The 14,694-nt window shown below is 61.3% G+C and carries 12 protein-coding genes and 1 pseudogene; 11 read left to right on the forward strand and 2 right to left on the reverse strand.

Annotated features, from left to right (window positions below; all coding sequences use genetic code 11):
* Positions 1–297, reverse strand: a pseudogene (locus AC30NL_RS20235) (hypothetical protein); the annotation flags it as partial.
* Positions 298–577: 280 nt separating this feature from the next.
* Here AC30NL_RS20235 and AC30NL_RS20240 point away from each other — a divergent pair.
* The 9 genes from AC30NL_RS20240 (at position 578) to AC30NL_RS20280 (ending at position 10,958) form a co-directional block, all read left to right on the forward strand.
* Positions 578–979, forward strand: a complete 402-nt coding sequence (locus AC30NL_RS20240) for a response regulator (RefSeq protein WP_489465783.1) — start codon at positions 578–580, stop codon at positions 977–979.
* Between the two features lie 55 nt (positions 980–1,034).
* Positions 1,035–2,135 carry a ferrochelatase gene (gene hemH / locus AC30NL_RS20245; RefSeq protein ID WP_489465784.1) on the forward strand — a complete coding sequence of 367 codons (1,101 nt, stop codon included), beginning with the start codon at positions 1,035–1,037 and terminating at the stop codon, positions 2,133–2,135.
* Between the two features lie 48 nt (positions 2,136–2,183).
* Positions 2,184–2,585 (forward strand): RNA-binding S4 domain-containing protein, encoded by a 402-nt coding sequence (locus AC30NL_RS20250; RefSeq protein ID WP_489465785.1) that lies wholly within the window; start codon positions 2,184–2,186, stop codon positions 2,583–2,585.
* A gap of 157 nt (positions 2,586–2,742) precedes the next feature.
* Positions 2,743–3,300 (forward strand): nucleotide exchange factor GrpE, encoded by a 558-nt coding sequence (gene grpE, locus AC30NL_RS20255; protein WP_489465786.1) that lies wholly within the window; start codon positions 2,743–2,745, stop codon positions 3,298–3,300.
* 105 nt (positions 3,301–3,405) lie between these two features.
* Complete coding sequence (gene dnaK, locus AC30NL_RS20260; protein ID WP_489465787.1) at positions 3,406–5,370, forward strand: molecular chaperone DnaK; 1,965 nt, start codon at positions 3,406–3,408, stop codon at positions 5,368–5,370.
* Between the two features lie 125 nt (positions 5,371–5,495).
* Positions 5,496–6,650 (forward strand): molecular chaperone DnaJ, encoded by a 1,155-nt coding sequence (dnaJ, locus tag AC30NL_RS20265; RefSeq protein ID WP_489465788.1) that lies wholly within the window; start codon positions 5,496–5,498, stop codon positions 6,648–6,650.
* A 41-nt stretch (positions 6,651–6,691) separates the two neighbouring features.
* On the forward strand, positions 6,692–8,317 hold the full coding sequence (locus AC30NL_RS20270) for a response regulator (protein ID WP_489465789.1): 1,626 nt from the start codon (positions 6,692–6,694) through the stop codon (positions 8,315–8,317).
* 53 nt (positions 8,318–8,370) lie between these two features.
* On the forward strand, positions 8,371–10,011 hold the full coding sequence (locus AC30NL_RS20275) for a phosphoethanolamine transferase (RefSeq protein ID WP_489465790.1): 1,641 nt from the start codon (positions 8,371–8,373) through the stop codon (positions 10,009–10,011).
* A 38-nt stretch (positions 10,012–10,049) separates the two neighbouring features.
* On the forward strand, positions 10,050–10,958 hold the full coding sequence (locus AC30NL_RS20280) for a cation diffusion facilitator family transporter (RefSeq protein ID WP_489465791.1): 909 nt from the start codon (positions 10,050–10,052) through the stop codon (positions 10,956–10,958).
* A 20-nt stretch (positions 10,959–10,978) separates the two neighbouring features.
* Here the strand turns inward: AC30NL_RS20280 and AC30NL_RS20285 are convergent, their stop codons facing one another.
* Positions 10,979–12,103 (reverse strand): PA0069 family radical SAM protein, encoded by a 1,125-nt coding sequence (locus AC30NL_RS20285; protein WP_489465792.1) that lies wholly within the window; start codon positions 12,101–12,103, stop codon positions 10,979–10,981.
* 1,194 nt (positions 12,104–13,297) lie between these two features.
* Between AC30NL_RS20285 and AC30NL_RS20290 the strand changes: the two genes are divergently transcribed.
* Both AC30NL_RS20290 and AC30NL_RS20295 read left to right on the forward strand, forming a co-directional pair.
* Positions 13,298–14,119: a 4'-phosphopantetheinyl transferase family protein gene (locus AC30NL_RS20290; protein ID WP_489465793.1), complete on the forward strand. Its 822-nt coding sequence runs from the start codon at positions 13,298–13,300 to the stop codon at positions 14,117–14,119.
* Positions 14,120–14,201: 82 nt separating this feature from the next.
* Positions 14,202–14,339: a hypothetical protein gene (locus AC30NL_RS20295; protein WP_489465794.1), complete on the forward strand. Its 138-nt coding sequence runs from the start codon at positions 14,202–14,204 to the stop codon at positions 14,337–14,339.
* The last annotated feature ends 355 nt before the right edge of the window (positions 14,340–14,694 follow it).

The following is a 14,694-nucleotide window of genomic DNA, read 5'->3' on the forward strand; positions in this document are numbered from 1 at the left end:
AAAGCGCAGCCATAGCTTGGCTATGGCGAGCATTTGCAACGACGAGCAGGGGGCTTTTGGCGTGATGAGCGGGCATGATCGAAATACTCTCAGCCTCTCAGGCCGGCCACGCGCCACTTCGTCTCGCATCGCGCGCAGCGCCACGATGTCGAAGCGCTTGGCGGTATGCGCCGCATGCTCGACAAGCCACGCATGCAACACGGTTTCTGCTCGCGCCATAGCCGGCGCGATGGGCCACAAGGTGTCGTCAAGGTCGAGGGTGACTGCTCGGATCAGCGGAATGGATTCTGGCGTCATGGCAAGGCGTGGAGCCCCTACAAGCCTGGGGTGTCAGCGGCACATTGTCCGCTACAGTTGCCGCCTTGCGCCCCCATGAATCCGTCAGTCTTGTCTGCCGACGAAGCAAGCTCGCCAACGCCGGCGAGCATCGTGCGTTGGTCCGTCGAGCCCGACATTGATCCGACGCGCCTGCGCCTGAGCGGCGAGGCCAACGGCTTGGGAATCAAGGCCGGCGCAACTGGAACGACTCTTCCAATCCTTCGAGCGACTGAGCAAGGAAACCTCCATCATCTCTGTCATGCGCATTCTCTACGTCGAAGACAACCGCATCAACGCAATCCTTTTCGAAGAGGCCATTCGCCTTCGTGACGGCATCGAGCTTCGTATCGCGGAGGACGGTGCCGAGGCACTCGATCGCGTGCGCAGCTGGACGCCGAACGTGCTTGTGCTTGACGCGCACCTGCCGGGCATGGACGGCTTCGAACTCTTGCGTGCCCTGCGATGCGAACCCGGTCTGGCCAAGGTGCCCGCCTTCATGTGCTCGGCCGACGCCATGCCCGACGACGTGAAACGCGCGGCCGAGGCGGGCTTCACCGGCTACTGGTCCAAGCCGATCAATATCGCGAAGATCATGAGCGACTTGGATGAGATCTGCGCGGCCCGTGTGGACATGGCAGCTGTTTCGGGCGCACCGCTGTGACGCCTCGCGGATAATTCCGCGCTTTCCCCCTCCCGTTCTTGTCCGGACTTCACGCATGCGCTTTGCGCCCGAACCCGATCATCGCCACGGTGCTGCGGCCAAATCACCACGCACGGCAGTCGTGCTGTGCAACCTCGGCACGCCCGACGCGCCCACAGCACCGGCCCTGCGCAAGTACCTTGCCGAGTTCCTGAGCGATCCGCGGGTGGTGGAGATTCCGCGCATTGCTTGGTGGCCCATCCTGCACGGCATCATCCTGCGGGTCCGGCCGGCGAAGTCAGCGGCCAAGTACGCAAGCATCTGGACGCCCGAAGGGTCGCCGCTTCGCGTATGGACAGAGAAGCAATCGAAGCTGCTCGCGGGCTACCTCGGCCAGCGCGGGCACCGAGTCGCCGTGCGCTACGCGATGCGCTACGGCAACCCGTCCATCGCCTCTGCGCTCGATGAGCTCAAGGCCGAAGGCGTTGATCGCGTACTCGTGTTGCCCCTGTACCCGCAGTACTGCGCAGCGACCACCGCAAGTGTGTTCGATGCGGTGTTTCAATGGGCCGGCAAGCGCCGATCGCTGCCCGAGATGCGGTTTGTCAATCGATATCACGACGACCCCAGCTACATCAACGCGCTCGCCAAACGGGTCATCGATCACTCGAAGACGCACGGGCGCCCCGGGAAACTTGTGCTGAGTTTTCACGGAGTGCCCAAGCGCACCTTGCTGCTGGGCGACCCTTATCACTGCGAATGCCAGAAGACGGCAAGGCTCTTGGCCGATCGCCTGAACTTCACACCCGGGCAGGTGGTCGTCACCTTTCAGAGTCGGTTCGGCAAGGCGCAGTGGCTGCAGCCTTACACCGAGCCCACTCTCGTCGAACTCGCCAAGCAAGGCGTGAAGCGCGTGGACGTGATGTGCCCGGGATTCACGTCCGACTGTCTTGAAACCTTGGAAGAAATCGATCAGGAAGCGCGCGCGTCTTACCTGTCGGCGGGCGGAGGGGAGTTCAACTACATCCCTTGCCTGAACGATCAGCATGAATGGATCGTCGCGTTGTCCGCGCTGGCCTTGCGCCAGCTGCAGGGCTGGCCGACCACTGGAAGCGACGATGCATCTGCCCTCGCCGCCCAGCGCGAGCGTGCCCTGGCCATCGGTGCTGAACGTTGACCCTTGCTTGCAAAGACTCTCATTTGAACGGGGATTACGATTGTCGTAATGGATGAAGTCAGGCTCGACAAGTGGCTCTGGGCGGCGCGGTTCTACAAAACGCGGAGCTTGGCCGTAGATGAAATTGGCAAGGGCCGCGTGAGCGTCAACGACCAAGCCGTCAAGCCCGCGCGATCGGTGCACGTGGGCGACAGGATCGAGATGCGCCGCGAGGGCGTCGTCCGCACAGTGCGCGTCCAGCGGCTCAGCGAGATGAGAGGTCCGGCGCCGATTGCTCAGCAACTCTATGAAGAAACGCCCGAAAGCATCGCCAGGCGCGCTGAACAGGCCCAGGAGCGGCGCTTCAACGCCGAGCCTTCGCAGTCCATCGAGCAAGGCCGCCCGACGAAGCGGGACCGCCGAAAGCTTGCCGACTGGAACCGCTGGAGCGCCACTGCAGATCCGGAATAAAAACATGACCCGGAACAATTTCCCCGTATCGGGTCATGTTCTGGGTTGATCGGCGCGCGTTTGGACCCATCTGGATACGATGCGATGGAAGTTCAGATCACCCCTTGAAAGACGTAAAGCCGGCCCAACATCGGCCGCTGTGGAAACGAGTACCGATATGACGACAGAGCAAAACACTCAAGAATCCCAGGGAACGGCGCCGCAAGACCTCACGGCACAGCCGCAGTCGGCCGACATCCCGGCGCCCGATCCGGCGTCGGACGCGCAGCAAAAGCTCAACGAGCTCGAGGCCAAGCACGCAGAAGTGGCCGACGCCTATCTTCGAGCCAAGGCCGACGCCGAAAACACCCGTCGCCGCGCCGAGGAAGAGATGTCCAAGGCCCGCAAGTTTGCCATCGAGAGCTTTGCGGACAGCCTGCTTCCAGTCAAAGACAGTCTCGAAGCCGCCATCGCCATCCAGGCGGCAACGCCCGAGCAATTGCTCGAGGGCGTACACGCGACGCTGCGCCAGCTCAGTGCCGCCCTCGAGCGCAACAAGGTCGTTGAAATCAACCCGAGCGCCAGCACCAAGTTCGATCCGCATCAGCATCAGGCCATCAGCGTGGTGCCCGCCGACCAGGAACCCAACACGGTCGTCACCGTGCTTCAAAAGGGCTACCTGATCTCCGACCGCGTGCTTCGCCCCGCATTGGTGACCGTCACCGCCCCGAAATGATTCGTGGACCAAAGGATCGATCCACGAGATCGAGTCCCTTGAAAAAATAATAGTTATCCACAACTCGAAGACAACCGAACACCCCCGTTTTCAGGAGAACAGAACATGGCAAAGATCATCGGCATCGACTTGGGTACCACGAATTCGTGCGTCTCCATCATGGAAGGCAACAACACGAAAGTGATCGAGAACAGCGAAGGTGCTCGCACCACGCCATCGATCGTGGCCTACCAGGAAGACGGCGAGATCCTCGTCGGTGCGTCGGCCAAGCGCCAAGCCGTCACCAACCCCAAGAACACCATCTATGCGGTAAAGCGCCTCATCGGCCGCAAGTTCACCGAGAAGGAAGTGCAAAAGGACATCGACCTGATGCCTTACAAGATCGTGGCCGCAGAAAACGGCGACGCTTGGGTCGAAGTGCGCGGCCAGAAACTCGCGCCGCAGCAGATCAGCGCTGAAATTCTTCGCAAGATGAAGAAGACGGCTGAAGACTATCTCGGCGAACCGGTGACCGAAGCTGTCATCACCGTGCCCGCATACTTCAACGACTCGCAACGCCAAGCCACCAAGGACGCCGGCCGTATTGCAGGCCTTGACGTCAAGCGCATCATCAACGAGCCGACCGCGGCAGCGCTTGCCTTCGGCCTCGACAAGAACGAAAAGGGCGACCGCAAGATCGCCGTGTATGACCTGGGCGGCGGCACCTTCGACATCTCCATCATCGAGATTGCGGACGTCGACGGCGAGATGCAATTCGAAGTGCTGTCCACCAACGGCGACACCTTCCTGGGTGGCGAAGACTTCGACCAGCGCATCATCGACTACATCATTTCCGAGTTCAAGAAGGACCAGGGTGTCGACCTGTCCAAGGATGTGCTCGCACTGCAGCGCCTGAAAGAAGCAGCCGAGAAGGCAAAGATCGAGTTGTCGAACAGCGCGCAGACCGACATCAACCTGCCGTACGTCACGGCCGATGCATCGGGTCCCAAGCACCTGAACATCAAGCTCTCGCGCGCCAAGCTCGAAGCCCTGGTCGAAGAGCTGATCGAGCGCACGATTGCGCCTTGCCGCACCGCGATCAAGGATGCAGGCGTGGCTGTGGGTGCGATCGACGACGTGATTCTCGTGGGCGGCATGACCCGCATGCCCAAGGTGCAGGAGAAGGTCAAGGAGTTCTTCGGCAAAGACCCGCGCAAGGACGTGAACCCTGACGAAGCGGTGGCCGTTGGCGCCGCCATTCAAGGCCAGGTGCTGGCCGGCGACCGCAAGGACGTTCTGCTCCTGGACGTCACACCGCTGTCACTGGGCATTGAAACGCTCGGCGGCGTGATGACGAAGATGATCCAGAAGAACACGACCATCCCGACCAAGTTCGCGCAGACCTTCTCGACAGCCGACGACAACCAGCCGGCCGTCACCATCAAGGTCTACCAGGGCGAACGGGAGATGGCGTCCGGCAACAAGAGCCTGGGCGAGTTCAACCTCGAAGGCATTCCGCCGTCTCCACGCGGCATGCCGCAGATCGAGGTCGCTTTCGACATCGACGCCAACGGCATCCTGCACGTGCACGCCAAGGACAAAGGCACTGGCAAGGAAAACAAGATCACCATCAAGGCGAACTCGGGCCTGTCGGAAGAAGAGATCCAGAAGATGGTGAAGGACGCCGAACTGAATGCGTCCGAGGACAAAAGGAAGCTCGAGCTGATTCAGGCGCGTAACGCCGGCGACGCGATGATCCATAGCGTGAAAAAGAGCCTTGCCGAACATGCCGACAAGCTGGATGCTGACGAGAAGGAAAAGGTCGAGGCCGCGCTGAAGGCCGCCGAGGAATCGCTCAAGAGCGAAGACAAGGCAGACATCGAAGCCAAGACCGAAGCCCTCGTGATGGCGAGCCAGAAGCTTGGCGAGAAGGTATACGCCGAGTCGCAGGCGGCGGCCGCGGCAGCGAGTGGCGCGGCAGGCGCCGCAGGCGGCCCTCAAGCGGCGAACGAGCCTCCCAAGGCCTCGAACGCGGCGGCCGACGACAACGTGGTCGACGCAGAGTTCAAGGAAGTCAAGGACCGCAAATGATGGTCGACACCGGGACGGCGCGCCGCCCCGGCGTCTTCGCCGCGCACGAGTGTCCCGACGGCGTCGGCATCTCGGCGCGGCGTTCTCGTTTTCAAAGACTCTGAGTTGGCATGACGGATTGAGCAATGGCAAAGCGCGATTACTACGAAGTCCTGGGAGTGGCTAAAAACGCCAGTGAGGACGACATCAAGAAGGCCTACCGCAAGCTGGCCATGAAGCATCACCCCGACCGCAATCAAGGTGACGGGGCGAAGAAGTCCGAGGAGCATTTCAAGGAGGCGAAGGAGGCCTACGAAATGCTCTCCGACGCCCAAAAGCGCGCCGCATACGATCAGTACGGCCACGCAGGCGTGGACCCGAACATGGGTGGAGCGGGCTTCCGGGGTGGCCCGGGCGCGGAAGGTTTCGGCGGTTTTGCCGAGGCTTTCGGTGACATCTTCGGTGACATCTTCGGCGGCGGCGCTGCGGGGCAACGCCGCGGCGCGGGCCACCAGATGTACCGCGGTAGCGACCTGAGCTACGCGATGGAAATCACGCTCGAGGAAGCTGCCGTCGGCAAGGAATCTCAGATCCGCATCCCGAGCTGGGAATCTTGCGAGACCTGCCATGGTTCCGGTGCGAAGCCGGGCACGGCGCCCAAGGTCTGCTCGACTTGCAGCGGATCGGGGACGGTGCACCTGCGCCAAGGCTTCTTCAGCATCCAACAGACCTGCCCGAACTGCCATGGCACGGGCAAGATCATCCCTGAGCCCTGCACGACATGCCACGGCCAAGGCAAGATCAAGAAGAACAAGACGCTGGAAGTGAAGATTCCGGCGGGCATCAACGAAGGCATGCGCATCCGCTCGGCCGGCAACGGCGAGCCCGGCACCAACGGCGGGCCGCCGGGGGATCTCTACATTGAGATCCGAATGAAGCGACACGAGATTTTCGAGCGCGACGGCGACGACCTGCACTGCACGATACCCGTGTCGCTCACGACAGCGGCGCTGGGCGGCAGCATCGAGGTGCCGACGCTGGGCGGCAAGGCCGAGATCGAATTGCCCGAGGGAACGCAGCACGGCAAGACGTTCAGGCTGCGCGGCAAGGGCATCAAAGGCGTGCGCTCGAGCTACCCTGGCGATTTGTATTGCCACGTGCAGGTCGAGACACCCGTCAAGCTTACCGAGCATCAGCGCAAGCTGCTCAAGGAGCTGGACGAGTCCTTCCGCAAGAGTGGTGACAGGCATTCGCCCAACTCAAAGTCATGGTCTGACCGGGTGAAGGACTTGTTCAAGTAAGCGGGCGTCGCTGCCGATAACGAGGCAGCCACGCCCGAAACATGTCCCGCCTCGACCACGACATTCATACCTGCCGCGCCCTCGTCATCGACGGCAACCCGACCTCGCGAAGCGTGCTTACAGCACAGCTTCGCGATTTCGGCATGGGTACCGTCGTGCAGACCGGCCGAGTCAAGGACGCGCGGACTCTCCTCGAAAACAGGCAATTCGACGTGGTGCTGTGCGACTACCACTTCGACGGCAGCGACATGTCCGGGCAAGACTTGCTCGATGAATTGCGCCGCGAGCAATTGCTGCCTTTTTCCACCGTGTTTCTGATGGTGACTGGAGAGGCTTCCTACGCCAAGGTCACCGAAGCCGCCGAATCTGCCCTTGACGGCTACCTGCTCAAGCCACACAACGCGACGAGCCTCGGCAACCGCGTGCGCGAGGCCAGGCAACGCAAACGTGTGCTCAGGCACATCTTCGAAGCGATCGAGTGCGGCGACTTCAGCGCCGCGGCACAACTGTGCCAAGCGCGCTTCGAGCAGCGCGCGGAGTATTGGCTGTATGCGGCGCGTATCGGCGCTGAGCTCTATTTGCGGCTCGGCATGCATGCACAGACCCAGGCCCTGTATGCCGCCGTCGTCGAGGCGCGCGCCCTGCCCTGGGCCAAGCTCGGTATCGCCAGAACGCAGTTGGCGTCAGGTCAGATCGTCCCGGCCAGGCGCACGCTCGACGCCTTGATCGGCGAAATGCCGCAGTACGCCGATTCATACGACGTGCTGGGCCGCGTGCTCGTCGAGCAAGGCGAGATGCACGCCGCATTCGAGATCTACCAGAAGGGCGCGATATTGACTCCCGGCAGCGTGACGCGCTTGCTGCACGCGGGCACTCTGGCCTTCTATGCCGGCCAGTACGATTACGCACTGTCGGCACTGGATCGCGCCTGCGTGATCGGCGTGGCATCGAAGATGTTCGACGACCACGCGCTGGTGTTGCTCGCATTCTTGCAGTTCGATGCTAAAGACGCGAAGGGTTTGCTGCGAACCCGTGATCACCTGACACGCCGAATGGGGCGCACCCCTGAGAGCAAGCGGCTCATGCGCTTCGCCAAGGTCATTGAGACCTTGCGAGCCATGCAAGCCAAGAAGGTGGCCGAGGCCATGCGCATGCTGCGCGAGTTGAGTGCAGAGGTCGACAGCCCCGACATGGACATGGAGGCGGCTTGCAATGTGGTCGCCCTGTGGGCGCGGCTCAATTCGCAGGAGATCGAGCTCGAAGATATGCCCGGCGAGGTCAAACGCGTGTCGCAACGATTCTGCGTGTCACGCGCCTCGATGGAAATGATCATCGCATCGGCCCAAGGGACGGAGCCCACCGCCACCATCGTTCGCGAATGCCATGCAGGCATTTCCGCCATGGCCGAGAGGGCGATGGGGCATGCCATGAAGGGTGCGCCGGGCGAAGCGGTGAAGGCGCTGCTTGCCCAAGGTGCTGAGACGCGCAACGCGAAGCTCATCGAATTGGCCAGCCTGGTGGCGCAACGGCACCACGAGAAGATCGCCGATGTGGCCGGCCTGCAAACACGTGCGAAGGAACTGGTGCAGCGATATTGCAGCCAAGGCGCGTTGATCGGCGCGAAGCAAGGCGGGCGGTCGGCGGGCGGATTGAGCCTGAGAACCTGAGAACCTGAGAACCTGAGAACCGAGAACGCAAGAACACGCGGGACAATAGGCGGATGCCTCGCCTGCTCTCCGCGCTGAATCCCTCCACGATCGCCCTGCTCGTTGCCGCCTGGATCGGGAGCTTCGCGAACTTTCCGCTCTGGCGCACGCTGGCCACACTGCCCGAGATGTCATCGGGGCGAGGGGCGGTCTTCATTTTCGGCTTTGCGGTCGCGGTCATTGCCCTCACGTTCGCGCTGCTCGCGGTCTTCGCTACGCGCCACACCGTCAAGCCTGTCGCGGCCCTCTTTCTGCTGGCGGCTGCTTTCGGCGCGCACTTCATGGGTACCTATGGCGTAGTCATCGACCCGACGATGATGGTCAACGTGCTGCAGACCGATGCGCGCGAAACGCGTGACCTCCTGAGTTGGCGCATGGTGGGCACGGTGCTTCTTCTCGCAGGCTTGCCGCTGTGGGCCCTGTGGCGGATCCGGGCGAACCCCACCTCGGTCTTCAGGCAGATCGGACGCAATGCGATCGCCGTCATCGTGTCGCTGGCGCTTGTTGTGGCTATCGTCTTCGCGCTCTTCGCTGACCTCTCGGCAACGATGCGCAATCACAAGCAGGTACGCTATCTGATCAACCCGCTCAACTCTTTCTTTGCCCTCGGCGTGCTTGCTGCGCAAAGCGGCGCGAAGCCGGCCGGGCCGCCGATGGCTATCGGCTTAGACGCAAAGGCGCTGCCCCGAACTGCGGCGGCAAGGCCACCATTGCTGTTGCTCGTGGTCGGCGAGACGGGGCGAGCAGATCACTTCTCGCTCAATGGTTACTCGCGTCCGACCAATACCGAACTGGCGGACCGGCAGGTGCTGAGCTTTACGGAGGTGAGTTCGTGCGGAACAAGCACAGCGGCGTCCCTGCCGTGCATGTTCTCGCACCTCGGTCGAAAGGCCTTCGAGAAGCGTGATAGAGACCAGGAGAATCTGCTCGATGTGCTTCAACGCGCCGGCTATGCCGTGTTGTGGCTGGACAACCAGGCAGGATGCAAAGGCCTGTGCGCGCGCGTGCCGAATGCGATGGCGGCTGAAGCGGTCGCCGGTGATGAGACAGGGGCCAAAAGCCTGTGCGATGCGCAAGGCGAATGCCTGGACGAAACCTTGATACACGGCCTGGACAAGCGGCTTGCTGCGCTTCCCGCTGAACGGCGCGCTAAAGGTGTGGTGCTCGTGCTGCATCAAATGGGCAGCCACGGGCCCGCCTACTACAAGCGCTCGCCGCAGAGCCACAAGCGCTTCTTGCCCGAGTGCACGACGAATGTGTTGCAGCAGTGCGAAAAGAGCGCGCTCGTCAATGCCTACGACAACACCATCGTGTACACCGACCATGTGCTCGCCTTGGGCATCGATTGGCTGAAGACCCATGAGGCAGATTACGCACCAGCGATGCTCTACGTGTCCGATCACGGCGAATCACTGGGCGAAAACAATCTGTACCTGCACGGGCTGCCATACGCCGTCGCGCCTCGGGAGCAGACGCACGTGCCGATGCTGATGTGGCTGCCGGCGCAAGATCCTTTGACGTCCTGCCTCGCCGCCCAGACCAAGGATGCGCTCAGCCACGACAACCTGTTCCATACGGTGCTCGGCCTGGTCGGTGCGCGCTCGTCTGAGTACAAGACCGCTTGGGACATCACTGCCAAGTGTGCGCTGCGATGAACATAAGTTAGCCTTCCTTCACGACGACCCCGGAAATCATGTCCGCACAAGCCGATTCGCTCAAATCCATCCTCTTCGCGCTGGGCGCGAATTTCGCGATCGCCGTAGCGAAGACGGCTGGCGCGGTCTTTACCGGATCGTCGTCAATGCTCGCCGAATCGATCCATTCGTATGCCGACTGTGGAAATCAGGCGCTGTTGATCTGGGGACTGCGTGAGGCCAAGAGTGCCCCAACGCCCGACCATCCGCTCGGCTTCGGCAAGGCCATCTATTTCTGGAGCTTCATCGTTGCATTGATGCTCTTCAGCATGGGCGGCCTGTTCTCCATCTACGAGGGGATTCACAAGCTGCACGACACCGAGCCTGTGCAGTACGCATGGGTGGCGGTCGGCATCCTTGTCTTCAGCATCGCGGCAGAGGGCACTTCGCTGTGGGGCTGCCTGCGCGAAATCGAGAAGGACCGCGGCACGCAATCGCTGTGGCACTGGTTCCGCAGTTCGCGTCAGAGCGAATTGCTTGTCGTGCTTGGTGAAGACATCGCGGCCTTGGGCGGCCTCGCCCTTGCGCTCGGCTTCATCCTGCTGTCGATGATCACTGGAAATCCAATGTGGGATGCCATTGGCTCGATCACCATCGGAGTGCTGCTGGTCATCGTCGCGATTCTGGTCGGCACCGAGGTGAAGGCCTTGCTCGTCGGCCAGAGCGCTCAGCCAGACGTGGTGGCCGCCATGCGCTCTCACCTCGAAGCTCAGCCTGATGTGGCCAAAGTCTTCAACCTTCTCACGCAGCAGCTGGGCAGCGAGGTCATGCTGGCGGTAAAAGCACAGATGTCACCGCAGACCAGTGACATCGCCCTGGTGGATTCCATCAACCGGGTGGAAAAAGGTTTGCGCGACGCCTTCCCGGAGCTTCGCTGGATCTTCTTCGAACCGGATGTGCGTGATTGATTCGGCGCAGCCACCAGTTCTCAAAACAACTCCGCCTGCCCATCTTTTCGCGGCAATTTCGGCTTCTTGAACTGCGTCAGATCGAGCTCGATCCGCGTTCTATTCAATCCCAACCGCGTCACTGCTTTTGTGAAGCGCTGCTGGAGCAATTGCGCCCACACGCCCTCGCCCTTCATGCGGGCACCGAAACGTGAGTCGTAGTCCTGGCCGCCTCGCATCTCTCTCACACGCGCCATGACACGGGCAGCGCGGTCAGGGAAGTGCTCGTGCAGCCAGTGCTGAAAGATGGGGTTAACCTCCCATGGCAGGCGCAGCACGATCGAGAACGCCGAAGTCGCACCCGCGTTCGCCGCCGCCTGCAGGATCTTTTCGATTTCTGGTTCGTTGATGAATGGAATCACCGGCGACACGCTCACGCCTACCGGGACACCCGCCTTCGCCAAGGTCTCGACGGTTCTCAAGCGCCGATGCGGCGCCGCCGCCCGCGGCTCGAGGATGCGCGCGAGGTTCGGATCGAGCGAGGTGATCGACAAGTACACGGCAACCAGCCCTCGCGCGGCCATCGGCGCCACAAGATCGAGGTCGCGTTCTATGCCCGAAGATTTGGTGACCATCGAGAAGGGATGACTGCATTGCGACAACACCTCGATCACCGATCGTGTGATGCCCAGCTTTCGTTCTATGGGTTGATACGCATCGGTGGCCGAGCCTATGTTGAGCATCAAGGGCTGGTAGCTGCGGCTCGCCAAGGCTTCGCGCAGTTTCTCTGCCGCATTTACTTTCGCAATGATCTTTGTCTCGAAGTCGAGGCCTGGAGACAGGTTGAGGTAGCTATGTGTAGGCCGCGCAAAGCAGTAGACACAACCATGCTCGCATCCGCGATAGGGATTCACAGACAGGTCGAAATGAACGTCGGGCGAATCATTGCTGGACAGAATGGACTTGACCCGCTCTTCGATGATCTGCGTGGCGGGCGGAATGTGTTCTTCCTGCACGGCTTGATCGATGGTTCCCCAACCGTCATCAAAGGTTTCGCTGGCGAGCGAGGTGTAGCGGTGTTCGATGGCCCAGGTGGTGCCGCGTCCCTTCACCGGCTCGGGCATCGGACCGTCCGGAATGAGCTTGATGGTTCGATCGTGTCGCATGGCGATAGAGCCACCCTTTACCGGGCGCTTTCCGCACCGATCCCGACGTGCGCAATTCGCGCACCGGGCTCCTGCCTTGGGTGGGTGGGGTCGAAGCGTTGGTTTGGCCAGGGATGAAGGATGCGAGCCCGCGGCGAACAAGCCGGGGCCAGCTTGTACGCTCGTTGCCACGTCGTCTTGTACTTCGGGCTGCGAGGCTTGAGCGCTCGCCGCCAAAGATCCGTAACGTGACCACGGAATGCTTTCACGCACGGGTCTCGAGAGCACCGCCCGGTAGGCATTCCGACGGATGCGTGCACGCTTCGCCTTGCGCCTCGCGATGCCTGACGATGATTCGGGGAAACCATGAATCGCACTCCTTTGCTGTCGAGGACTCTCACACCTGACTCATTACCGGCTTCCCGGCGCACACTGTTAATATATACAGCATATTGAGACCAAATCAAATTGGTCGTTGCCTCATCCCGACCCCCCTCAACGACGGGATCGACATGAGCGCACGCATCGTTTGCAATGAACTCATGCGTGTCGTTCGTCCCATCAGTGCTTTTTCAATACCCTCCAGCAAGTCGTCATGGCGTGCAAGCCCTCGAATGCGCCGCCCATCGCCGTTGCCGACGATCATTCCGACACAGCCCACGTTTTTGCAGCGCGTACTTTCATTCCTGCGTCTTCACTAGGACTAGGCAGGCAGGCCAAAGAAGGCGTGGTCAAACACATCCACGCACTCGATGAGCGACTTACTCAAGCTCTTGTTGGCCTTCGTCGCCGTGTCGCCCCCCGTAGCTGCGCCAGCCCCAGCGCTGCGTCGGCACCACCGAGATGCTTCCCCGCGTCCGGCCAGATTGCTCGAGTTCACGTAGCCTCGACTACAAGGTAGGCGAGCCCAAGCTTTGCGTGAAGTTGGCTTTGCCCGAACAGCCACGACCGAAGATCGCTTCCTTGCAAATGCCACAACAGCACCGGCCCTCTGCAGCCATGTAGTGAAGACCTTTATGTTCACGCCCAAGCAAATCAATCACTTAGCATCGCCTCAATGCTCAGTTGAGAAAGATGGGCCTGGAGGTCGGGTCTTTGACAGTCGCGTCTTCGCCAAAGTCGATTTGGCCTGCCCCCATTGCCATCGACGAATAATGTTATTTCTATTCGCGAGGAACTGTGTCATTACGAACTCTGAACCAAGGCACCGAGCCGATGCTTGACCTGCCCGCGGGGCAAGTCGATATCTGGTTCACGCGCACCGATCGTGTCGACTCAGGCTTGGCAGCGCAGTATTACGCGCTGCTGACTCAGCACGAGCTTGCACAGAACACTCGTTTTCACTTCGAGAAAGACCGGCATCGCCATCTGGTGACGCGAGCATTGGTCCGCGAGGTGTTGTCGCGCTATGCGCCGGTTGCCCCTCATGAATGGCGCTTCGAAGCGGACAGTTATGGCAAGCCGCGCATCGTCGTCCCTGCAACCCTTGAGAAGCGGTTCGCCTTCAACATCTCCCACACCGACGGCCTCGTGATCGTCGGTGTCAGCCTCGGCCGCGCACTCGGTGTCGATGTTGAATGCGTGCAGCGACGCGCCGCGCTGGAGATCGTTGAGCGCTTCTTCTCTACACATGAAATCCGGTCGTTGCAGCGCCTGTCGCCGCAGGAACAGGCGACGCGATTCTGGGAGCTGTGGACCCTCAAGGAAAGCTACATCAAGGCGCGCGGGATGGGGCTGTCGATTCCACTCGACCAGTTCGCATTTCATCTGGACGAGCCGCGCACCGTCTCGATCGAATTCGCACCTGACCTCAGCGATGTGCCCTCGCGTTGGCAGTTCTGTCAGATGCGGCCCACCGAGCATCACCTGCTCGCGCTATGCGTCGAGGCTCGCGGCGCGGACGAAACGCCGACCCTCTTGAAAGTGCGTGAAGCCACGCCATTACGCAACCATTGCGTCTTGCTTTGCCCGATCGACCGGTGCTCTGAACAGGCCGCAATGCAGAATCAACAGCCCCACTTTGCGCAGGCCATATGAGCCTGCCGCGGCGCTCACAAGCTTGTCCTCAATCCTGTCGAATGGCCTGTCCTGAGCGCTGTCGAAAGGAAGAATCCGGGCAATGATTCAGGCCGGCGTGATCAACTCCGGCATCGCGCTGTCGGGCGTTCGGGTGGGCTTGCACGGCGAGATGTCGACGTTCTGCTATCTGCTGGCCGCCGAGACGCACCGTGACGGCGACACTGGGGCTTGCATCTGATGGACGCCAAAGCGCAGGGATTGAACCCCGACTACACGATTGCCGACGCGGGACAGGGCGCGCCTGTCGAGCAGTCCGTTGAAAAGTCCCGGACATAACAGGCGCGAGCCCGCCGGCTTCAACAACCCACTATCTCGACAGTCATTGTCATAATGCAGAGAGTCTTTAGCCTGGAATGCAGAGAGTCTTTAGCCTGGCGGACGCGGCACCCGGGTCTGCACTGACGGCACGGCGTGACCGCCGCGGCCGGTAGACTAAAGATCCCGTTGCACTGAACCGCCCGTATGGCGGTGGTGCTATGGGGATTGAATCATTGCTGCATCGCCGAAGCCTGAGCTTGACGCAGCCAGGTCGG

Origin of the sequence: Rhizobacter sp. (assembly GCA_021153565.1) — a bacterium.
GTDB lineage: Bacteria > Pseudomonadota > Gammaproteobacteria > Burkholderiales > Burkholderiaceae_C > Albitalea.